Source organism: Antribacter sp. NEAU-D49, from assembly GCF_057158775.1.
On record NZ_JBXTSN010000022.1, the window covers coordinates 36,318 to 57,939 of the forward strand.

The following is a 21,622-nucleotide window of genomic DNA, read 5'->3' on the forward strand; positions in this document are numbered from 1 at the left end:
CCGGTCGGCTACTCTGCTTACTGACAGGTAAGTAACCTGGCTTGGAATTTGCAGAGTCGCAACTTCTACGTGGGAGTCCTTGTGAGAATCAAAACCTTGGCGGTCGCGCTCACGCTCGTCGCGGCATCGCTGATCGCTCTTCCGGCACAGCAGCAACCGGCCGCGGCCGCCGAGTCCCTGCTGTCGCAGGGCAAGCCGGCCACCGCGTCCTCCATCGAGAACGCGGGCACCCCCGCCTCCGCCGCCACCGACGGCGACACGGGTACCCGCTGGTCGTCGGCCCACTCCGACCCGCAGTGGCTCCAGGTCGACCTTGGCGCCACCACCTCTGTCAGCAGGGTCGTGCTCCGCTGGGAGGCGGCCTACGCGAGCGCCTACCGGATCCAGGTCTCGGCCGACGGCGCCTCGTGGACCGACGTGCGGACCGTCACCGGCGGCGACGGCGGCGTCGACGACCTGACGGTCTCGGGCAGCGGCCGGTACGTGCGCATGCTCGGTACCACGCGCGCCACCGCCTGGGGCTACTCCCTCTGGGAGCTCCAGGTCTACGGCGAGACGGGCACCACCAACCCCGGCACCTGCTCCACGGCGAACGCCGCCCTCAACCGGCCCGCCACGGCTTCGTCGACCGAGAACGCGGGCACGCCGGCGTCGGCGGCGTTCGACGGCAACGCCGGTACCCGCTGGTCGTCGGCCGCGTCCGACCCGCAGTGGGTCCAGGTCGACCTCGGCTCGTCGCAGAGCATCTGCAAGGTGGACCTGAGCTGGGAGGCGGCGTACGCGACCGCGTACAAGATCCAGGCCTCCGCCGACGGGACCACCTGGACGGACCTGCGGTCCGTGACCGGCGGGACCGGCGGGCAGGTCTCGTTCGACGTCTCCGGGACCGGCCGCTACGTGCGCGTCGCCGGCTCGGCGCGCGCCACCCGCTACGGCTACTCGCTGTGGGAGGTCGCCGTGCACACGGGCGGCGGCTCCACGACGCCCCCGATCCAGGGCGGCGGCGACCTCGGCCCCAACGTGATCGTCGTGGACCCGTCCACGCCGAACCTGCAGGCGCGGTTCGACCAGGTGTTCGCCCAGATGGAGGCGAACCACTTCGGGTCCGAGCGCTACCAGTTCCTGCTCAAGCCGGGCACCTACAACGGCATCAACGCGCAGATCGGGTTCTACACCTCGATCTCGGGCCTGGGCCTCAACCCGGACGACGTGCGGATCAACGGTGACATCACCGTCGACGCCGGCTGGCTCAACGGCAACGCCACGCAGAACTTCTGGCGGTCCGCGGAGAACCTGTCCATCAACCCGGTGAACGGGACCAACCGGTGGGCCGTGGCGCAGGCCGCGCCGTTCCGCCGCATCCACGTGCTCGGCGGGCTCAACCTGGCGCCGAACGGGTACGGCTGGGCGTCGGGCGGCTACATCGCCGACTCGAAGATCGACGGCACCGTGGGCCCGTACTCGCAGCAGCAGTGGTACACGCGGGACTCGTCCGTGGGCGGCTGGACCAACGGCGTCTGGAACATGACGTTCTCGGGTGTCCAGGGCGCCCCCGCCACGAACTTCGCGACCGGCCCGTACACCACGCTGGCGACCACGCCCATCACGCGCGAGAAGCCGTTCCTCTACCTGGACGGCAACGCCTACAAGGTGTGGGTCCCGGCCAAGCGGACGAACTCGTCCGGCGTCACCTGGCCCGCGAACACCGGCGGCACGTCGGTCTCGCTCGACCAGTTCTACGTGGTCAAGGCGGGCGCCACGGCGGCCACGATCAACGCGGCGCTGGCCCAGGGCCTGAACCTGCTCTTCACGCCGGGCGTCTACCACCTCGACCAGACCATCCAGGTCACCCGCCCCAACACGATCGTGCTGGGCCTCGGGCTGGCGACGATCATCCCGGACAACGGGATCGACGCGATGCACGTCGCCGACGTCGACGGCGTCCGGCTGGCCGGCTTCCTCATCGACGCGGGCACGCAGCGGTCCGACACGATGCTGCAGGTGGGCCCGGCGGGCTCGTCCGCCGACCACAGCGCCAACCCCACCACCGTGCAGGACGTCTTCGTCCGGATCGGCGGCGCGGGACCCGGCCTGGCGACCAACTCCGTCGTCGTCAACAGCGACGACGTCATCATCGACCACACCTGGCTCTGGCGGGCCGATCACGGTGCCGGCGTGGGCTGGGAGACCAACCGCGCCGACTACGGGCTCATCGTGAACGGCGACGACGTGCTCGCGACCGGCCTGTTCGTGGAGCACTTCAACAAGTACGACGTGGTGTGGAACGGTGAGCGCGGCCGCACGATCTTCTTCCAGAACGAGAAGGCGTACGACGCGCCGAACGAGGCGTCGATCACCCACGACGGCATCGTCGGCTACGCGGCCTACAAGGTGGCCGAGCACGTGGTCACGCACGAGGCGTGGGGGCTCGGCTCGTACTGCAACTTCACGTCCGACCCGTCGATCGTGCAGCAGCACGGGTTCGAGATCCCGGTGAAGCCGGGCATCCGGCTGCACAGCGTGCAGGTGGTGTCGCTCGGTGGCATGGGTCAGTACGCCCACGTCGTGAACCAGGTGGGCGCCCCGACGTCGGGCACGTCGACCATCCCGTCCAAGCTGGTCAGCTTCCCCTGACCCAGCGGGTTGTTAACACGCGAGACAGTGACCTCGTCCGACGAGGTCACTGTCTCGGCGGGGCGCGGGGGCCTCTCACACGGGCCCCCGCGCGTTGGTGAGAAAGATGTTGCGACCCCGCAACTACGGCCGCATTCCGGTGAAACTGCCACCTCGTACCGTCGTCGGCATGGACAGCTCCGGTGCACCCCGCAAACTCGTCGTCGTCGGCGGCGGCATGGTCGCCCAGCGGTTCGTCGAGGCGCTCCGCGCCCGCGACGCGGCCGGGGCGTGGCAGGTCGACGTCTTCGCGGAGGAACCGCGCAAGCCGTACGACCGTGTGGCGCTGACCAAGTACTTCGAGGTGCGCGACCCCGAGGAGCTCACCCTCGGCGACCCCGCGCTCTGGGACGACCCGCTGGTCACCCTGCACCGTGACTGCGCGGTCACGGCGATCGACCGCGCCGCCAAGACCGTCACCGACCGCCTCGGCCGGGTCCACCCGTACGACGAGCTCGTGCTCGCGACCGGCTCCAACGCCGCGATGCCGCCCATCCCGGGCAACGACCTCCCCGGTGTCTTCGTCTACCGCACCATCGACGACGTCGCGGCGCTCCGCGGCTGGGTCGAGGAGAAGCGGGCCGCCGGCACCACGGAGAAGGGCTTCGTGCGGCCCGTGCGCGGCGCGGTGATCGGTGGCGGCCTCCTCGGTCTCGAGGCGGCCGGCGCGCTCAAGGCGCTCGGCGCCGAGGCCACCGTGATCGAGTTCGGCACGCACCTCATGGGCGTGCAGATCGACCTGGGCGGCGGGCACGCGCTCAAGCGCCTCATCAACGGCAAGGGCATCGGCGTCCGTCCCGAGACGGCCACCAAGGAGATGAAGCCCCACCGCCGCACCGGCCACGTGGGCCACCTGGACTTCGCGGACGGCGGCCGGCTCGACGTCGACGTGGTCGTGGTCGCCACCGGCGTGCGCCCCCGCGACGAGCTCGGCCGGGCCGCGGGCCTGCCGATCGGCGAGCGTGGCGGCGTCGTCGTGGACCTGGACTGCCGCACCGAGGACCCGAACGTGTGGGCCATCGGCGAGGTCGCCTGCATCGAGGGCCGCTGCATCGGCCTGGTCGCCCCCGGCTACGCGATGGCGGAGGTGGTCGCGGACCGTCTGCTCGGCGGCGAGGCCACGTTCCCCGGCGCGGACACCGCCACCAAGCTCAAGCTGTCGGGCGTGGACGTGGCGTCCTTCGGCGACGCGCACGGCCGCACCGAGGACGCCATGGAGGTGGTGTGGGCCGACCCCGCCGCCGGCGTCTACAAGAAGCTCGTCCTGTCCGACGACGCCCGCACCCTCCTGGGCGGCGTGTTCGTCGGCGACGCGGCACCGTACGCGTCGCTGCGCCCCATGCTCGGGAGCGAGCTGCCCGGTGACCCGGGCGCGTTCCTGCTCCCGGAGGGCGGGGGCAACGGCGCCCCCGCTCTCGAGCTCCCCGACGACGCGAACGTGTGCTCCTGCAACAACGTCAGCGCAGGCCAGATCCGGAGCGCCGTCACCGAGCACGAGTGCACCGACGTGGCCGCCGTCAAGGCCTGCACGCGGGCCGGCACCACCTGCGGCGCCTGCCTCCCGCTCGTCAAGAAGATCACCAACACCGAGCTCACCAAGGCCGGCGTCGAGGTCTCCAACGCGCTGTGCGAGCACTTCGAGCTCACCCGCGCCCAGCTGTTCGACGCCGTCCGGGTCGCCGACCTGCACACGTTCACCGAGATCATCGAGCGGTTCGGCCGCGTGCCGGCGGAGGGCGCCCACCCGGGCCGCGGCTGCGACATCTGCAAGCCCGTGGTCGCGTCGATCCTCGCGTCGCTCGGTAACGGCCACATCCTGGCGGGCGAGCAGGCCACGCTGCAGGACACGAACGACCACATGCTGGCCAACCTGCAGAAGGACGGCACGTACTCGGTGGTCCCCCGCATGCCCGGCGGCGAGGTGACGCCCGAGCAGCTCATCGTGGTCGGCGAGGTGGCCCGCGACTTCGGCCTCTACACCAAGATCACGGGCGGCCAGCGCATCGACATGTTCGGCGCGCGCGTGGAGCAGCTCCCCGACATCTGGCGCCGCCTGGTCGACGCGGGCTTCGAGTCCGGGCACGCCTACGGCAAGTCGCTGCGTACGGTGAAGTCGTGCGTCGGCTCCACGTGGTGCCGGTACGGCGTCCAGGACTCCGTCGGCATGGCGGTCGAGCTCGAGCTCCGCTACCGCGGCCTGCGCGCCCCGCACAAGCTCAAGCTGGGCGTCTCCGGCTGCGCGCGCGAGTGCGCGGAGGCGCGCGGCAAGGACGTGGGCGTCATCGCCACGGAGAAGGGCTGGAACCTGTACGTGGGCGGCAACGGCGGCCAGCGCCCGGCGCACGCCCGGCTGCTCGCCGAGGACCTGACCTCCGAGCAGCTCCTCACCTACATCGACCGGTTCCTCATGTACTACGTCCGCACTGCGGACCGCTTGCAGCGCACCGCGCCGTGGGTCGACGAGATCGAGGGCGGCCTGGACGGCCTGCGCGCGGTGATCATCGAGGACTCCCTCGGGATCTGCGCCGACCTCGACGACGCCATGGCGTCCCACGTCGAGAACTACGAGGACGAGTGGCGTGCCGTCCTCGAGGACCCCGAGAAGCTGCGCCGTTTCTCGTCGTTCGTCAACGCCCCGAAGACCCCCGACCCGTCGCTCGCGTACGTGCCCGAGCGCGGTCAGATCCGCCCGGCCACCGAGGCCGAGCGGGCGTCCGGTGTGGTCATCGCGGGGCCCAAGCTGGAGGTTCGTCGATGAGCGTCACGGAAGAACTGCCCACCGCGGGTGCCGCGGGTGACGGCGAGGTCCGCTGGGAGCGGGTCTGCCTGCACTCGGACCTGTTCCCGGAGCGCGGCGCGGCCGCCCTCCTCGGTGACACCCAGGTCGCGCTGTTCCGGCTGACCGACGGACAGGTGGTCGCCACCCAGCAGCTCGACCCCTTCTCCGGTGCGAACGTCATGTCGCGCGGGATCGTCGGGACGCGAGGCGGCGTCCCCACCGTCGCGGCCCCGGTCTACAAGCAGGTCTACTCCCTGGAGACGGGCGAGTGCCTGGAGACCGCGGGATACAGCCCCCGTCCGGGCCTCGAGCCGCGGCTGGTGACGTTCCCGGTGGAGGTGCGCGACGGCGTCGTGCACGTCGCGGTGCCATGACGGCCGGCACCACGGAGGTGACCGGCCGCGTGACGCTGGTGGGCGGCGGCCCCGGGGCCGCCGACCTGCTGACGCTGCGGGGCTGGCGCGCCCTCATGACCGCCGACGTGGTCGTGGCCGACCGGCTCGGCCCGCGCAGCGTGCTCGAGGAGCTGGACCCGCGCACCGAGGTGGTCGACGTCGGCAAGTCCGCCGGGCACCACCCCGTGCCGCAGGAGCAGATCAACGCGATCCTCGTGGAGCGCGCCCTCCGGGGCCAGCGCGTGGTGCGGCTCAAGGGCGGCGACCCGTTCGTCTTCGGGCGCGGCGGCGAGGAGGTCCTCGCCTGCCGCGCCGCCGGCGTCCCCGTCGAGGTGGTGCCGGGGGTGTCGTCGGCGGTCGGCGTGCCGGAGCTGGCCGGCATCCCGGTGACCCACCGGGGGATCACCGCGTCGTTCCACGTGACCAGCGGACATACCGTCGGGCAGAGGGGGCTGGACTCCGCTGCTGTCGCGTCTGTGCGCGACGGCGCGGCTACGCTGGTGATCCTGATGGGGGTGTCGATGCTCGGCACCATCGTGCGGCAGCTGCTGGACGCCGGCGCCGACCCGGCCACCCCCGTCGCGATCGTGGAGAACGGCTCCACGCCTGCTCAGCGCGTCACGCGCGCCCGCCTCGACGAGGTGGCGCGCGTCGCCGCCGAGGAGGGCGTGGCAGCGCCCGCCGTCATCGTCATCGGTGGCGTCGCGGCGGACGGCGTGCTTGAGGAGGCCCGTGTCGGACGTCTGGCAGGTGCCCGTGGCTGAGACCACGGCGGCGACCCCCGTCCCGGGGACCGGCGCCGGGCCCCGGCCTGCCCTGGGGCAGGTGATGGCGGGGTGCACGGTGCTCGTCACGGCCGACCGCCGGTCGGCCGAGCTCGCCGCCGCGCTGGAGCGCCGCGGCGCGACGGTGCGGCACGCGCCGGCGCTGAGCATGATCCCCCACATCGACGACGAGACCCTCGTCGAGGCCACGCGCGCGATCATCGACTCGCCGCCCGACGTCGTCGTGGTCACCACCGGTATCGGCTTCCGCGCGTGGATCGAGGCCGCCGACGCGCACGGCCTGGCCACGCCGCTCACCGCGATGCTGGCCGGCACGCGCATCGTCGCCCGGGGTCCCAAGGCGCGCGGCGCCATCCAGGCCGCCGGGCTCCAGGCCGACTGGGTGGCCGAGTCGGAGACCTCCGCCGAGGTGGCGGAGGTGCTGCTCAGCGAGGGCGTCTCGGGCCTGCGGATCGCGATCCAGCACCACGGTGCGGGGGCCGACGGCCTGGACGAGGTGTTCGAGAAGGCGGGCGCCCAGGTGGTCGGGCTCGTCGTGTACCGGTGGGGACCCGCGCCCGACCCCGTCGCGCTGCGGCAGTCGGTGCAGGCCACGGCCACCGGCGAGATCGACGCCGTCGTGTTCACCTCGGCGCCCGGTGCCGAGGCGTGGCTGCAGGCCGTGGAGGCGGAGGGCCTGTCGCCGTCGGTCCTGGAGCGGCTCCGCTCGGGGGCGACCGTCGCGGCCGCCGTCGGACCCGTCACCGCCAAACCGCTCGAGCAGCGGGGGATCACGCCGCTGCAGCCCGAGCGCGGGCGCCTGGGCGCCCTGGTGCGCACGCTCGTGGGCCACTACGAGCACATCGAGTCCGTGGCGCTGTCCACCGTGGCCGGGTCCCTGATGATCCGGGCACGGGTCGCCGTGCTGGACGGGCAGGTGCTGCCGCTGTCGCCCACGGGGGTCGAGGTGCTTCGGCTGCTCGCCTCCGCGGGCGGCGACGTGGTGCCGCGCGAGCGCGTCCTGGACGTGCTGCCCGGCTACTCCACGGACCCGCACGCCGCCGAGGTGGCGATCGCGCGCCTGCGCGAGGCCACGAAGCGCCCGGACCTGATCCGCACCGTGGTGAAGCGCGGGTACCGGATCGCGCTGGCGGAAGAGGCGTAGCGCCACCCGGCTCCCTCGCTGTGGGTATGGCTGTGGCGACAATTCCGTCGAGGATTGTCGCCACAGCCATACCCACAGCATTCCTACGAGGTCAGCGGCTCGAGACGTTGCCCTCGGCGTCCACGACGACGGGGACCGGGTCGGAGAAGACCAGCTCTCGCTTCGTCGCGAAGTCGCGCGGGGGAACCTCGGTCATCGCGCGGACCACGTACGCACCGGCGGGGACGTGGTTGGGCTCGAACGGCCCGCCCGAGTGCTCGCGGCACATCGTCGTGATGCCCATCATGGCCGTGGCCTCGGCGGTGTCCGTGCCGGCGGCGACCCGGGACCATGCCATCGTGGGGTCGTACCCGATGCCCGCAAGGCGCCCGTCGGTCCGCAGGAGCACCAGGACCGGCTCGCCCCACTCCTGGGCGGGAGCCCCTGTGTTGCTGACGAGGCGAGCCGGGGCGCGCCAGTCCCAGTACGGGCCCGAGGCAGCGCCCGTGAGCTCGAGGCTGTACCGCGGGTCGGTCGTGACGAACGACGACTCGTGGTCCAGGCACTCGATGCCCAGCAGGGGCAGCGCCAGCCGTCCCTCCTCCCAGCCCTGCCCGTAGGCCGGAACCTCCGGGTCGGTCCAGCCGGGGTTCGCGCCGGGCAGAGAAGCCCCGACCCCGCTCTCGACGGTGATGGTCACCGGGTCGCTCAGCACGAGGTCCCGCTCGCCGTTGCCCTCCACGTCGCTCACGGTGGCTACGCGAACGTCGTAGGTGCCGCCCGCGCGCTCGTTGACGTAGGTCTCGAAGGGGTAGTCGTGCTGCTCCAGGAGCGTCTCCGGGCGGCAGCTGGACGCGCTGCCCGCCCAGGCCGCTCCGGACCACACCGAGTCCTCGCCCAGGGCACCGGCGAGGTTCTGCGTGCCGTGGCTCCGCGAGGAGCTCAGGTCCACGACGACGCCGCCCTGGGACCAGACGAGCGTGGGGTCCGCGACGAGGACGGGGATCTCGGCCGCCGGGGCGAGCGTGATGTCGACCGGCAGGTCCCAGCCGTCCCAGCGCGCCGACGGCGCCGGCGTGCCCGTCAGCTCCGCCTCGAGGTCCGTCGAGCCGGCGAGGCCCTCCAGCTGTGCCACGGGCATACCGCAGCGCAGGGCGTCGAGCGGGCCGCCGAGGCCGGCCCAGTCCCGGGGCTGCCAGCCGTCCGTGTACGGGGCGGTGATCCCGTCCTTCGGGGAGGCGGCCGCGGTCCCGGTGGCCGCCACCTGCGCCGTGGCGCCGTCGGCGGTGGCCTCGGTGAGGGACGCGGTCACCACGGACGTGGTCACCTCGCGCGGCGTCGTCGGTCCGGGCGCTGCGGCCGGGTCAGTGTTCGTCGGTGCCCCGGTGCAGGCGGCCAGCAGTGCGGTGCCGAGCCCCAGAACAGCGAGGGACGTTGTCGCGCGCCTCGTGCGCCAGGTCCGGGCGGTCGTGTTGGTCATGATGTTTCCTCTCTCCAGGCGAGGACCCGTTCCCCGCTCTTGCGCTACATGACGACCGGTCGGGAGAGGAACGTTGAGCACGCGACCGGGTGAAACGATCGGGGGGTCGAGCTCCGGGAACTCCCCCTCAACGTTCTGCGGGCACCGGTCGTCATAGCGGGCGAGGGTGCAGGGGAGCGCCCCGGATCAACGGAGGAGCCATGGCGCAGTGGGAAGCGGAGCTGACCGACCTGGTCACGCGACGCGGCGGTGCCCTCGCGGGTTACGCCTTTGTGCTCTCGGGAGATCGTTCGGAAGCCCAGGACCTCGTACAGGACGCGGTGGTCAAGGTCTTCTCACGACTCCGACGCCCGCCGCAGGCGGGTACCTATTCGCTCGAGCCGGACGGTCCCGTCAACCTGGAGGGATACGTGCGGCAGACGATCCTCACGCTGTACCTCGACGGCTACCGCCGTCGCCGTCGCTGGCTCGGGCTGCGCCACCTGATCGCCGACGACCGCCACGCGCCTTCCCCGGAGGCTGAAGGCTCCGCGCGGGCCGACGTCGCCGCGGCGCTCGCGCTGCTCTCACCGAAGCAGCGGGTGTGCGTGGTGCTGCGGTACTTCGACGACCTGACCGTTCCGCAGATCGCGGAGCAGACGGGAATGGCCCAGGGAACCGTGAAGAGACATCTGTTCGACTCGATGGGGACCATGCGCCGTGCGCTGGGGTCGTCCCCGTTCGATGCTGCTGAAGGGAGGGACGCACGATGAGCAACCACGACGAGTGGGCCACTCCGGACGAGGGCTCCGCCCTGTCGGCGGAACTGCGGCGTCTCGCAGAGGATGCCGCCCTGTTCGCCGACCCGGTATCGCTGACCCGGCGGGTCCACCGCCGGAGGACCGCCAAGCTCGTGGGAGCCGGGGCAGGTGCGCTGGCCTTCGCGGCGGCGCTCGCGGTGACGGCGTCGTCCCTGGCGATGCCCGACACGTCGGAGCCGCTCCCGGCCGAGACCAGCACGACACGGCCCGCGCCGAGGCTCTCCCAGGCGCCGAAGGCGTCCCCCTCCCCCTCCCCGTCCGCGTCGCTGTCGCCGTCAGCGAGCCCGACAGGACTGCCTCCCGCGCTGTACACGGACGGGTGGCAGCCGCAGCGGTGGAAGATCGCGGGCGGCGCGATCGGCAACGTCCGTTGTGGGATGCCCGTGGCGGAGCTTGAGGGCTTGTCCCGGTCAACGGCCCTGCGGCTGAGCAGGGCGGGAGGCCTCGAGCCGGACGACGCCGACGGAGGGTGGTTGCTGCCCGTGGAGCTTGTGCTCGGCCCGGGCGTGGACGTGCCTCACGTCGTGGAGCGGCCAACCCTGGTGTGGTCGCAGGGTGGCGTCGTGGTCGATCTCGGCGACCCGTCGGCACACCTGACCGATCTGGCCCCAGCCCTCGCGGAGGACTCGCGCTGGACGGGCGGTGCGACGGCGAGCAGCGCGTCCCAGTGCTTGCCGGACACGCGCGTCGAGCAGGTGGACAGCATGTTCGACTGGTACGACAACGAGCGTGCCGGAGGCACGTACGAGGTCCGCGCCGTCACCCTGTACGACTTCGACGGCGACGGAGAGATGGGCATCGCCCTGAGCGACCCGGTCACGGTCACCCTCGAGAACGGTGCCGGAGCGCCGATACCCGAGCGGGTCACCGACCGGGTCGACCCGGAGACGCCGGCCTACGGGCAGGGCTGGGAGGTCCCGAAGCAGGCGCTGCCGCTGCTCGGCATCGAGTGCCTGGACCATGAGTCCTCGTTCCTCAGGACCGACGCCGAGTACAGCCTCCAGCTCACCGGGACCGTGTCCGGACCGTCGTACGACTGGCGTGCGCCCGCCAGGCTTGTGAGTGCCTCCGGGCAGCCTGTCCCGGAGTGGGGCCAGCCCGTCCTGCTGCTCCTGCGGACCGACGGGCGCCTGGCCGGCATCGGGTACGACCCCACCGCCTCCTGGCCGCGCGTGCCCACCGGGACGGACACCGCCGAGGCCACGGCGATGTCGGGCGTCACCACGGCGTGCCGCCAGCACTCCGGTGGTGAGTTCGAGCCCAACGCCGTCCCGGCCGGCGAGTACATCGTCCGGGCGATGACGGAGATCAACCCTCCGGATGCCAGCACGGACCGGAAGCTGATCTTCTCGGATGCCGTACCGGTCGTGGTGGACGCCCAGGGCAACATCACGCGCCGCTGACGCTCACCAGTGCTCGCTGTGGGTATGGCTGTGGCGACAATTTCGCCGAGGATTGTCGCCACAGCCATACCCACAACCGGAGGTCGCACAACGTTTCTCCGCCTCGGGGCGTCATGCTGGGTATGACGACGAACGCGAGCGCGGGAGGTGACGGTGGCCGGCTGGCAGGACGAGCTCGGTGACCTCATGGCCACCCGCGGGCCTGCCCTGGTCCGGTACGCGCAGATGCTGTGCGGAGACCGGGCGCAGGCCGAGGACCTGGTCCAGGACGCCCTGGTGAAGGTCTTCTCCCGGCTTCGCGGCCCCGGCCCGCGCACCCCGGGCGCGATTCCCGGCGTCGCCGTCCACGACCTCGAGGCGGCCGGCGTCACGAGCGCCGAGGCGTACGTGCGGCGCACCATCCTCACGCTCTACCTGGACGGCTACCGCCGCCGGCAGCGCTTCCGGATCCTGCGCCCCCTCCTCGCCGACACCGGCCACGCGCCGTCCGCCGAGGGCGCCGCGTCGGCTCGCGCCGACGTGACGGCGGCTCTGGCCCGCCTGGCCCCGCGACAGCGAGCCTGCGCCGTGCTGCGGTACTTCGACGACCTGACGGTCCCCCAGATCTCCGACACCCTCGGCATCGCCCAGGGCACCATCAAGCGCTACCTCGCCGAGGCGACGGCACAGCTCCAGGAGTCGCTACGCATCGACGACACACCCAGCCCCGAAGGGAGGGCCGCACGATGAACCGCCAGCACGACGAGTGGTCCGACCCGACGGCGGGTCTCCTGAGCCGAGCGATGCACGAGGCAGCGGACGAGATGCCCGAGAGCGACCTGTACAGCACCGCGTTCGAGCGGGTGCGGGGGCGCGTGCGCCGTCGTCGGGCCGCGAAGGTGGGCGGCCTCGGCGCCGTGTCCCTCGCGGTGGCCGGGGCGCTCGCGGTGGGTGCGTCGTCGATCCTGCCGGACCGGACGGGGCCGGTCGTCCCCGCGACCCCGACGCCGAGCGCCACGCCGAGCCCGTCCGACGGCGCCGCGCCGTTCCCCCTCCGCGAGGGCTACGCGCCCGGCTGGCTGGCTGGGACCGGCCTGACCTGCGGCATGACGGAGGCGGACCTCGCGGCGGCGGCCGACGACGGCGGGTACTCGCTGGACGTCACCGGCACCCTGACCGCGACGGCCACCTACGACGGCTCCACCCCGTGGGCCTACCGGTACGCGTTGCCCGTCGACCTGACGGCCGCCGTCGACCTGGACGACCCCGTCGTCGCCCCGGTCCTGGTCTGGAGCGTCGGCGGGCGGGTGGTCGACCTCGGGGAGGACCGGGCGGGCGTGGAGCCCGTCGGGCAGACGCCGTCCCCCAGGTACGGTGGCGCGACCGGCGACCTGGTCTCCGACTGCGCCGCGGAGGGCTCGCCGGCGACCCTGCCGGACGGGACGTACCAGGTGCGCGCCGTGACCGTCGTGCACCCGATCAGCGGGGCGGACCCGGAGCTCGCGGTGAGCGCCCCCGTGGACCTCGTCGTCGAGGACGGGCAGGCGCACCAGGCGGGAACGATCACCCCGATGCCCGTCCCGTTCGACGTCCCGCCGGACGCGCGCGGCCGGAGCGAGGACGTGGGCCAGCTGGTCAGCGCCGCGCTGGTGGACCGGTCGTCCGGGCAGTACCCGCAGGATGTGACGTTCGTGGACTCGCCGCCCGCCGACGGCGGCACGTACCGCATCGAGGCGCGCTGCACCTCGACCATTCCCGCGGACGTGGTGACGTTCTGGCCGCTGGCCGGCGACGCGATCGCCGGGGGCGACAGTGACGGCGCCGGGATGGTGCCGACCAACCAGGCGCAGGCGCTCGAGGTGCCGTGCGACGGCACGCTGTGGACCTCCGACCCGTGGGGGCCGGGTGACGCCGTCGGCCTCCCCGTCGCGCTCCACTTCCGCGAGGTGCCCGACGGCGTGGTGGTCGCCTACGCGCGGATGGTGCCCTCCGGCGAGGGCTCCGAGGGCGAGGCCGGGGAGTGCTCTGCCGGGTCGGTGCCGGACCGGGGGGACCCGGACCTCTCCGGGTTGCCCGCGGCCGTCGCGGACAAGGCCTCGGCCCTGTACGCGGCCGCCGCGGCGTGCGACGAGGAGGCGCTCGTCGGGACCGCGCGGGCCGACGGCACGGTGCTCTCGTCCGGCGGGGTGCAGGCCGATCCCGCCGAGGTGCTCGCGGTCCCCGAGCCGGACGACCCGCGGTACGGCGTGCTCGTGCGGCTCCTCGCCGGCACCACCGGCGAAGCCCTCGACGACGGCACCTGGGTGTGGCCCCGCCTGCAGACCGGCCGCTACCAGACGGTCGAGGGCCAGGAGGCGCCCGATGCCGACGCCGCCTGGGCCGAGGCCGTCGACGCGGGCCTCCTGGCGCCGGAGGAGGCGGACGCGGCGCGGTCCGGCGAGGGATACGTCGGCTGGCGCATCGGTATCACCGCGGACGGCACGTGGCAGTTCTTCGTCGGGGGCGCCTGAGCGGACGGACCCACTGCCTCGGTGGGGCCCGCTCGCCGAGGTAGTCGGTCCGTCCGGACGAGCGGCAGATAATGGGTCGGTGACCGACGCGAACGCTCCCGCCCCGTCCACCAGCACCACGCCCGTCCCGGAGGGGGCGAGGTCCCACGCAGCGGACCTCGCCTCCTTCGTGACCGCCTCACCGTCGTCGTTCCACGCGGCGGCCGAGGTGGCCCGCCGCGCCGAGGCGGCCGGCTTCACGTCCCTCGCCGAGGCCGAGGCCTGGGACGTGGTCCCTGGTGGCCGGTACGTCGTGGTGCGCGACGGCTCCGTCGTCGCGGTCGCCGTCCCCGGCGGCGCCGGGCCCACCACGCCGTTCACCATCCTGGGCGCCCACACCGACTCCCCCGGGTTCAAGCTCAAGCCGCGCCCCACCACCGGCTCGGCCGGGTTCTGGCAGGCGGGCGTCGAGGTGTACGGCGGCCCCCTGCTCAACTCGTGGCTCGACCGCGAGCTCGAGCTCGCCGGCCGCGTCGTCACGCGGGACGGCGCCGAGCACCTCGTCCGTACGGGTCCCCTCCTGCGCATCCCGCAGCTCGCCGTCCACCTCGACCGCGCCGCCAACGAGGGCCTCGCCCTCGACAAGCAGCGGCACACCCAGCCCGTCTGGGGCCTGGGCGACACCCAGGACGCGGACGTCCTGGGCGCCCTCGCCGCACAGGCCGGCGTCGACCCGGCCGAGATCGGGGGGTACGACGTCGTCGTGGCCGACACCCAGGAGCCCCGCACCTTCGGCGCAGGCCAGGTCTTCCTCGCGTCGGGCCGGCTCGACAACCTGCTGTCGGTGCACGCGGGCCTGACCGCCCTGCTGGCCCACGCAGGGGGCGAGCCGAGTGCCGGGGGCGCGGGGGCGCCGTCGGGCAGCATCGCCGTCCTGGCCGCCTTCGACCACGAGGAGATCGGCAGCGAGAGCCGCTCGGGCGCGGCGGGGCCGTTCCTGGAGGACGTGCTCGCGCGGGTGTCCGGCGCGCTGGGCGCCGGGCCGGACGAGAGCCGGCAGGCGTTCGCGGCGTCGTTCCACGTGTCGTCCGACGTGGGCCACGCCGTGCACCCGAACTACCCCGAGCGCCACGACCCGGCGAACCGGCCGGTGGCCGGCGGCGGCCCGATCCTCAAGATCAACGCGAACCAGCGCTACGCGACCGACGCGCACGGCGCGGCGCGCTGGGCGTCGGCCTGCGCCGCGGCGGGCGTGCCGAGCCAGGAGTTCGTGTCGAACAACGGGATCCCGTGCGGCTCGACGATCGGTCCCATCACGGCGACCCGCCTCGGGATCCGCACGGTCGACGTGGGTGCGGCGATCCTGTCGATGCACTCCGCGCGCGAGCTCACCGCGGTGGTGGACCCCTGGTACCTGTCGCGTGCGATGGGCGCCGTCCTGGCCGGCTGACACCCGTGGCCCGGGGCCTCGTACGGCGGCCCCGGGCGTCACGGTGTGCTGGTCAGCGGGCTGTCACGACCGGCAGAGGACGTCCTCCGCGGTCCACACGTGGGCGTCTGCCTTCTCGCGGAGCTGCTCCAGCAGCTCGTCGCGTACCCGGGGGTACCGCGACAGGTGGTCCAGCGAGGGCACCACGACGTGCCGGGCCTCGGCGCGCCGGAGCTCGGCGGTGAGCTCGTTCAGGGCGCCGCGCTGACCGGGCGTGCTCTCGAGGAACGTGGTGGCGAAGCAGAAGCCCTCGGCCTCCGCCAGGCGACGGAGCCGCTCCTCCATCTCCGTCACCGCGTCGGGGCCTGAGGCGTCGGTGATCCGCAGGTACCCGTACATCAGCGGTTTGAGCGCTGCGTCGGACGTCAGGGACGTCCTACTCTCGCCCCTCACAGGACGGCGAGATTTCGTTCGGCGAGCAGAGCCTGCTCGCACGGCCACAGCGTTCCGCACACGGTGCACTCGAGCCCGTCGTGCGCGTGACGGTCCAGCACGGCGGTTGCCGTGGTGCGTAGCGCGTCCATCGACAACTCGACCGAAAGATCCTGGTTCATCCCGGTCCCCCTCCTGGTATAACGGCGTTCGTCGATGTGTCAGGTCCGGTGTGATTTATCCGGTGTCCGACACCTGGACGTCGCAGCCCCCTGGCCGCGGCGTGCACCAAGGTTTTGGCTCGTTCGAAGTGCATGCACCTGCTGCCGGTGATATCACAGAGGTGATTCGATCGTGCCAAGTGGCATAGGGGCGAAAAGCCGGACACTGGGGGATGCAGTGGCACGTGGGACCGTACGGACGTGCGCGCGCTGTGGGTGCGTGCTGAGTCGATACAACTCGGATGATCAGTGCGCCGCGTGCCGGCGCACCGAACGTGTGCCGGTGGTGGAGATGCCCACCGTCCCGGTGCGCGTGTGGGACGACCCGGGGGTGCGAGCCGCACTGACCGACTGGGACTTCGGGCGGGTCAGCCGCCTGATCCGCCAGCTGGTGCCGCTGCGGCAGGAGGACGTCGCCGCGCTCACCGGGCTGAGCCAGTCGTACCTGTCCATGCTGGAGTGCGGCGAGCGCCGCCTCACCGACATCGCACGCGTGGTCCAGTTCCTCACCGGCCTGGGGACGCCGGCGGAGCTGGTCCGGCTGCCCCTCCCGGTGCCGCAGGCGCCTGCAGGACGCGCGGGCGCGGCGCCGTCGGCCGCCTTGGCCGGCGCGGTCACGGTGGGTTCCGTGTCTGCTCCGACGGCGGCGCCCGGTGCGCCGGAGGCCGGCGCCGACCAGGACTCGATCCTGGACGGGGAGCAGCCCTGGACGGCTGACCGCATGCTGGCAGCCCTCGCGGGCGCTCTGCGCCGGGGCGCACAGGACGAGCGGGCCGGTTCCCGGCCCGCCGCGAGCGGCCCCACGGTGAGCGGGGTGGCCCTGACGGCGTTCGTGCACCACTGGGGTGCGGAGGAGGCGGAGCCGCTGGCCCGTGCGGCCGGGGGCGCCCGGGTCTCCGCCGAGCTGTGCGACCACCTCCAGGGCACCACCGACGAGCTGCGGGTGATGGACGCCGGCAACGGCAGCGGCGCCGTGGCAGACCTGGCTCGCGCCCACCTCACGTTCGTGACGCGGGTGCTGGAGAACAGCACCTACGACGCGGAGACCGGCCGGCGGCTCGCGGCCGTCGCCGCCGACACGGCCGCTCAGACGGGCTGGTTCGCGTTCGACGCGGGGCGGCACGAGTCGGCGCAGCGATACCTCCTCGCGGGGCTCCGCGCCGCGCGCGCGTCCGGCGACGACCGGCTCGGCGCCGAGGCGCTCAGCTACCTCGCGATCCACGGATACTCGAACGGGCACCCGCGCGACGCCGTCGTGGCGGCGCAGGCGGCCCGCCAGAAGGTGAAGGGCCTGCAGGCCCCGGCCCTCGAGGCGATGCTCCTGACCCGGCAGGCCCGGGGCCACGCCAAGCTGGGGGAGCGGGAGGCCACGCTGCGGGCTCTCGGCGAGGCCGGGGAGCTGTGCGCGTCGGGCCGCGGTGCCGACGAGCCGCACTGGCTGTACTGGATGAACGACGGCGAGATCCACGGCCAGACCGCGTCGGCCAGCCTCGACCTGGGCGACACCGCGCAGGCGCTGCGGAGCTTCGACCGGGCGGTGGGCGCCATCAACGAGGGTGAGCACCGCACCAGGGGCCTGCTCCTGAGCCGCGCCGCCCGCGCGCACGTGCGGGCGGGTGACCTGGAGGCTGCCTGCGAGAGCGGAGCCCAGGCTGTCGCGCTCGGCGAGAGCGTGCAGTCGGTCCGGCTGCGGGACCACCTCAAGGACCTCGCGCGGGCGCTCGAGCCGTCGGCGCGGGCGGCGCGCACCCGGACGCACAGCGAGGTGCGTGCACTGACCGAGCGGATCGCGGCAGTCACCGCCCCGTGAGCCCCGACGGCGCCGCAGACGCGACCCGGACAGCAGAGGTCCAGGGGGCGGCTGTGGCGCCGTCCGATGGCGAATTGCCCCGAGTGGTCCCATCTGTCCAGACGCTGCGCGTGCTTGTCCTGTGGGACATCGACCGCACGCTGCTCTATGTCGGCGAGGTTGACCGGCAGGCGTACCGCGAGGCCTTCGCGGAGGTGGTGGGCCGTCCGGCGGAGCGGCTCCCCGCGCGGGGCACCGGGGTCACCATGCCGCGGGCCGTGGCCGGGATGCTGCTCGACAACGGCGTCCCCGAGGCGGACGTCCCGCGCCTGCTGCCGCGCATGCTGGAGGTCGTGCCGCAGCGTTTCGCCGCGCACGAGGCGGACGTGCGGCGGGACGGCGTGCTGATGCCCGGCGCTGTCGAGTCGCTCGCCGCGGTGGCCGCGGAGCCGGACGTCGTGGCGTCGGTCGTCACCGGCAACCTGCGCCCCAACGCGCTCGTCAAGCTCCGGGTCTTCGGGCTCGACGCGTACCTGGACCCCGACGTGGGCGGCTACTCCTCGGACGACGAGCACCGGCCGGCGCTCGTCGTGGTTGCCCAGGGCCGGGCCGCCGCCCGGTACGGCGTGGCGTTCGACCGGTCCTCGACGGTGGTGGTCGGCGACTCGCTCGAGGACGTCCGCACCGGCCTCGAGGGCGGGGCGAGGGTGGTGGGGATCGCTGCGGGTACCACGTCGGCGGAGGAGCTCGAGGAGGCGGGGGCCGACGTCGTGCTGCCCGACCTGACCGACCCGGCTCGGCTGCTCGGGGCAATCCGCCTGCTCACAGGCTCGGCGACATCGTGACCAGGTCTTGACCACGAGCGCTCGTGACCCGCGTCACATGTGAGTAGACTCGGCGGATCCCGCCGTCGACGATGCCGGCGGGACCTCTCACATTCCCCAGATCGGGTCAATCCTTTCCGTGAGACAACCCCAGCTGTTCGTCGAGGAGGACGGATGCAGACGCTCGGATCGACAAGCATCACCGTGGTCACGGTGATCGCACTCATCGCCCTGGCTGCTCTCGGTTTCGCCTTCGTCCTGCGCAGGCAGGTCCTGGCGGCGCCCGAGGGCACCCCGAAGATGCAGGAGATCGCCCGTGCGGTCCAGGAAGGAGCCGCCGCCTACCTGAACCGGCAGTTCCGCACCCTGGCCCTGTTCGCCGTGGTGGTGTTCGCCCTCCTGTTCCTCCTGCCGGCGGCCGACGGAGGCGTCCGGGTCGGACGCTCCATCGCCTTCCTCGTGGGCGCGGGCTTCTCGGCGGCCATCGGCTACCTGGGCATGTGGCTCGCGGTGCGCGCCAACGTGCGCGTCGCCTCGGCCGCCACCCGGCCGAACGGCCGCGCCGAGGGCGCCCGCATCGCGTTCCGCACGGGCGGTGCGGTCGGCATGTCGGTGGTCGGCCTCGGTCTCCTGGGCGCGGCGCTCGTGGTGCTCATCTACCGCACCGAGGCGCCCGCCGTGCTCGAGGGCTTCGGCTTCGGCGCCGCCCTGCTCGCCATGTTCATGCGCGTGGGCGGCGGAATCTTCACCAAGGCGGCCGACGTCGGGGCCGACCTGGTCGGCAAGGTCGAGCAGGGCATCCCCGAGGACGACCCCCGCAACGCGGCCACCATCGCGGACAACGTGGGCGACAACGTGGGCGACTGCGCCGGCATGGCCGCCGACCTCTTCGAGTCGTACGCCGTCACCCTCGTGGCCGCCCTCATCCTGGGCCGCGCCGCGATGGGTGAGCAGGGCCTCGTGTTCCCTCTGATCGTCACCGCGATCGGCGCGTTCGTGGCTCTCCTGGGCGTCTTCATCACCCGGGTCCGTGGGTCGGAGAGCGGCCTCACCGCCATCAACCGTGGTTTCTACATCTCGGCGCTCGTGGGCGCGGCCGTGGCCGGCGTCGCCGCGTTCGTCTACCTGCCGTCATCGTTCGCGGTCATGGACGGGACCGCCGACCTGTCCGACGTCACGGCCGACCCGCGTGTCGTCGCGTCGCTCGCCGTGCTGATCGGCGTGGTCCTGGCCGGCATCATCCTCTGGGTCACCGGTTACTTCACGGGCACCACCTCCAAGCCCACCCTGCACGTGGCCGCCACGTCCCGGACGGGTGCGGCCACCGTCGTGCTCTCCGGCATCGGTGTGGGGTTCGAGTCCGCCGTCTATACCGCGGGCATCATCGCGGCGGCGATCTGCGGCGTGTTCCTGCTCGCCGGCGGCTCCATCCCGCTCGCCCTGTTCCTCGTGGCCCTCGCCGGCTGCGGCCTGCTGACCACCGTGGGCGTCATCGTCGCGATGGACACGTTCGGTCCGGTGAGCGACAACGCGCAGGGCATCGCCGAGATGTCGGGCGACGTGGACGAGGAGGGGGCGAAGATCCTCACGGACCTCGACGCGGTCGGCAACACCACCAAGGCCATCACCAAGGGCATCGCGATCGCGACGGCGGTCCTCGCCGCCACGGCGCTCTTCGGGTCGTACCAGGACGCTGTCACGCACGCCCTCGCGGAGGTGAGCGAGCGCGGCTCCGGCCTGGTGACCTCGATGCTCACCTACGAGATCGTCTCGCCGGTGACGCTGGTGGGCCTCATCCTGGGCGCGGCCACCGTGTTCCTCTTCTCCGGCCTCGCCGTCGACGCCGTCACCCGGGCCGCCGGCGCCATCGTCTTCGAGGTGCGCCGCCAGTTCCGCGAGCACCCGGGCATCATGACGTTCGACGAGCGCCCCGAGTACGGCAAGGTCGTCGACATCTGCACTCGCGACTCGCTGCGCGAGCTGGCCACGCCCGGCCTCCTCGCGGCCTTCGCGCCGATCGCCGTCGGCTTCGGCCTCGGGGTGGGCCCGCTCGCCGGGTTCCTCGCGGGCGCCATCGGGACCGGCGTGCTGATGGCGGTCTTCCTCGCCAACTCCGGCGGTGCCTGGGACAACGCGAAGAAGATCGTCGAGGACGGCAAGTACGGCGGCAAGGGGTCCGACGCGCACGCGGCGACCGTCATCGGCGACACGGTGGGCGACCCCTTCAAGGACACGGCCGGCCCCGCGATCAACCCGCTCATCAAGGTGATGAACCTGGTGGCGCTGCTCATCGCGCCGGCAGTGGTCATGCTGAGCGTGCCGGCCGACGCCAACCACGTGCTCCGGATCGGCATCGCCGCCGCAGCGGCCGCCGTTGCCTTCGGAGCCGTGATCTGGTCGCGACTGCGCGCGTCCCGCGCGGACGCCGAGCAGGAGGCGGAGCAGTCCGCCCTCCCGGTGACCACCTCGGCCTGACGACGGGCACCCGCTCGGCTGGCCGACCCTGCGGATGTGGCCGATCCTGAGTCCAGGACCGGCCACATCCGCATGCTCGCCAAGGGAGTCTCATGGTCACGATGCCCCTCGAGCGGCGGCCGTTCGCCGCAGTCCACCCGCGTACGGTCCGCACGGGGCGGCTGGCGCTCGGCTGGTTCCTGCTCCTCGCGGGCGCGGCCCTGGACCTGGCCCGCGCGCTCGGCACCTACGCGTCGATGCACCTCGTGCTGATCGTCGCGGCGCTGGTCTTCGCGCACTGGCGCCGTGAGCCCCGGCTGGTGTCGGTCCTCTTCTGGGCCGTCGCCGGCGTGGCGCTGGCGGAGTCGTTCCTCGCGTTCCTCGGTGAGGGCCCCACGATGGTGCGGCCCTGGTGGAGCCTCGGGGCGATCGTGCTCCTGCTCGGCGGGGTGGGCGTCCTGCGGCGGGTGCCGCCGCGCTGAGGCGGTCAGGCGGTCTGAGACCGGTACCGCCCGGCGATCGGCATGATCGCGCGGATCTCGCCCGTCTGACCAGCGGGTTCGACGT

Annotated in this window: 17 protein-coding genes; 14 read left to right on the forward strand and 3 right to left on the reverse strand. The window is 73.0% G+C overall.

The features are described from left to right. The first annotated feature begins 96 nt into the window (after positions 1 to 96). The 5 genes from AC060K_RS16420 (at position 97) to AC060K_RS16440 (ending at position 7,776) form a co-directional block, all read left to right on the forward strand. Complete coding sequence (locus AC060K_RS16420) at positions 97 to 2,634, forward strand: discoidin domain-containing protein (RefSeq protein WP_483766478.1); 2,538 nt, start codon at positions 97 to 99, stop codon at positions 2,632 to 2,634. A 169-nt stretch (positions 2,635 to 2,803) separates the two neighbouring features. Next, complete coding sequence (gene nirB, locus AC060K_RS16425) at positions 2,804 to 5,431, forward strand: nitrite reductase large subunit NirB (RefSeq protein WP_483766479.1); 2,628 nt, start codon at positions 2,804 to 2,806, stop codon at positions 5,429 to 5,431. Continuing rightward, a complete protein-coding gene (gene nirD, locus AC060K_RS16430; protein WP_483766480.1) occupies positions 5,428 to 5,826 on the forward strand; it encodes a nitrite reductase small subunit NirD in 399 nt (132 codons plus the stop codon). The genes nirB and nirD overlap by 4 nt, the downstream gene beginning before the upstream one ends. Then, on the forward strand, positions 5,823 to 6,611 hold the full coding sequence (cobA, locus tag AC060K_RS16435; protein ID WP_483766481.1) for a uroporphyrinogen-III C-methyltransferase: 789 nt from the start codon (positions 5,823 to 5,825) through the stop codon (positions 6,609 to 6,611). Before nirD ends, cobA begins: the two co-directional genes overlap by 4 nt. A 64-nt stretch (positions 6,612 to 6,675) precedes the next feature. Further along, positions 6,676 to 7,776, forward strand: coding sequence for a uroporphyrinogen-III synthase (locus AC060K_RS16440; RefSeq protein WP_483766522.1), 1,101 nt, complete (start codon positions 6,676 to 6,678; stop codon positions 7,774 to 7,776). 91 nt (positions 7,777 to 7,867) lie between these two features. Here the strand turns inward: AC060K_RS16440 and AC060K_RS16445 are convergent, their stop codons facing one another. Then, on the reverse strand, positions 7,868 to 9,235 hold the full coding sequence (locus tag AC060K_RS16445; protein ID WP_483766482.1) for a hypothetical protein: 1,368 nt from the start codon (positions 9,233 to 9,235) through the stop codon (positions 7,868 to 7,870). A 200-nt stretch (positions 9,236 to 9,435) separates the two neighbouring features. Between AC060K_RS16445 and AC060K_RS16450 the strand changes: the two genes are divergently transcribed. From AC060K_RS16450 to AC060K_RS16470, 5 genes are all read left to right on the forward strand, one after another. After that, complete coding sequence (locus tag AC060K_RS16450) at positions 9,436 to 9,987, forward strand: sigma-70 family RNA polymerase sigma factor (protein WP_483766483.1); 552 nt, start codon at positions 9,436 to 9,438, stop codon at positions 9,985 to 9,987. Beyond that, positions 9,984 to 11,438 carry a hypothetical protein gene (locus AC060K_RS16455; RefSeq protein ID WP_483766484.1) on the forward strand — a complete coding sequence of 485 codons (1,455 nt, stop codon included), beginning with the start codon at positions 9,984 to 9,986 and terminating at the stop codon, positions 11,436 to 11,438. Before AC060K_RS16450 ends, AC060K_RS16455 begins: the two co-directional genes overlap by 4 nt. A 153-nt stretch (positions 11,439 to 11,591) precedes the next feature. Continuing rightward, positions 11,592 to 12,167 (forward strand): sigma-70 family RNA polymerase sigma factor, encoded by a 576-nt coding sequence (locus tag AC060K_RS16460; RefSeq protein ID WP_483766485.1) that lies wholly within the window; start codon positions 11,592 to 11,594, stop codon positions 12,165 to 12,167. Then, positions 12,164 to 13,927 (forward strand): hypothetical protein, encoded by a 1,764-nt coding sequence (locus AC060K_RS16465; protein ID WP_483766486.1) that lies wholly within the window; start codon positions 12,164 to 12,166, stop codon positions 13,925 to 13,927. The genes AC060K_RS16460 and AC060K_RS16465 overlap by 4 nt, the downstream gene beginning before the upstream one ends. 79 nt (positions 13,928 to 14,006) lie before the next feature. Beyond that, positions 14,007 to 15,356 carry a M18 family aminopeptidase gene (locus tag AC060K_RS16470; protein ID WP_483766487.1) on the forward strand — a complete coding sequence of 450 codons (1,350 nt, stop codon included), beginning with the start codon at positions 14,007 to 14,009 and terminating at the stop codon, positions 15,354 to 15,356. A gap of 63 nt (positions 15,357 to 15,419) precedes the next feature. On the opposite strand, the gene AC060K_RS16475 is transcribed toward AC060K_RS16470, so the two are convergent. Together AC060K_RS16475 and AC060K_RS16480 are read right to left on the reverse strand one after the other, a co-directional pair. Then, positions 15,420 to 15,734, reverse strand: a complete 315-nt coding sequence (locus tag AC060K_RS16475) for a recombinase family protein (RefSeq protein ID WP_483766488.1) — start codon at positions 15,732 to 15,734, stop codon at positions 15,420 to 15,422. A 50-nt stretch (positions 15,735 to 15,784) separates the two neighbouring features. Further along, positions 15,785 to 15,949, reverse strand: a complete 165-nt coding sequence (locus AC060K_RS16480; RefSeq protein WP_483766489.1) for a hypothetical protein — start codon at positions 15,947 to 15,949, stop codon at positions 15,785 to 15,787. Between the two features lie 331 nt (positions 15,950 to 16,280). On the opposite strand from AC060K_RS16480, the gene AC060K_RS16485 reads away from it, so the two are divergent. The 4 genes from AC060K_RS16485 (at position 16,281) to AC060K_RS16500 (ending at position 21,537) form a co-directional block, all read left to right on the forward strand. Then, positions 16,281 to 17,798: a helix-turn-helix domain-containing protein gene (locus AC060K_RS16485; protein WP_483766523.1), complete on the forward strand. Its 1,518-nt coding sequence runs from the start codon at positions 16,281 to 16,283 to the stop codon at positions 17,796 to 17,798. Positions 17,799 to 17,908: 110 nt separating this feature from the next. Further along, positions 17,909 to 18,622 carry an HAD family hydrolase gene (locus AC060K_RS16490; protein WP_483766490.1) on the forward strand — a complete coding sequence of 238 codons (714 nt, stop codon included), beginning with the start codon at positions 17,909 to 17,911 and terminating at the stop codon, positions 18,620 to 18,622. Between the two features lie 153 nt (positions 18,623 to 18,775). Continuing rightward, entirely contained in the window at positions 18,776 to 21,076 is a 2,301-nt protein-coding gene (locus AC060K_RS16495; protein WP_483766491.1) for a sodium-translocating pyrophosphatase, read from the forward strand. A 92-nt stretch (positions 21,077 to 21,168) separates the two neighbouring features. After that, entirely contained in the window at positions 21,169 to 21,537 is a 369-nt protein-coding gene (locus tag AC060K_RS16500) for a hypothetical protein (protein ID WP_483766492.1), read from the forward strand. The last annotated feature ends 85 nt before the right edge of the window (positions 21,538 to 21,622 follow it).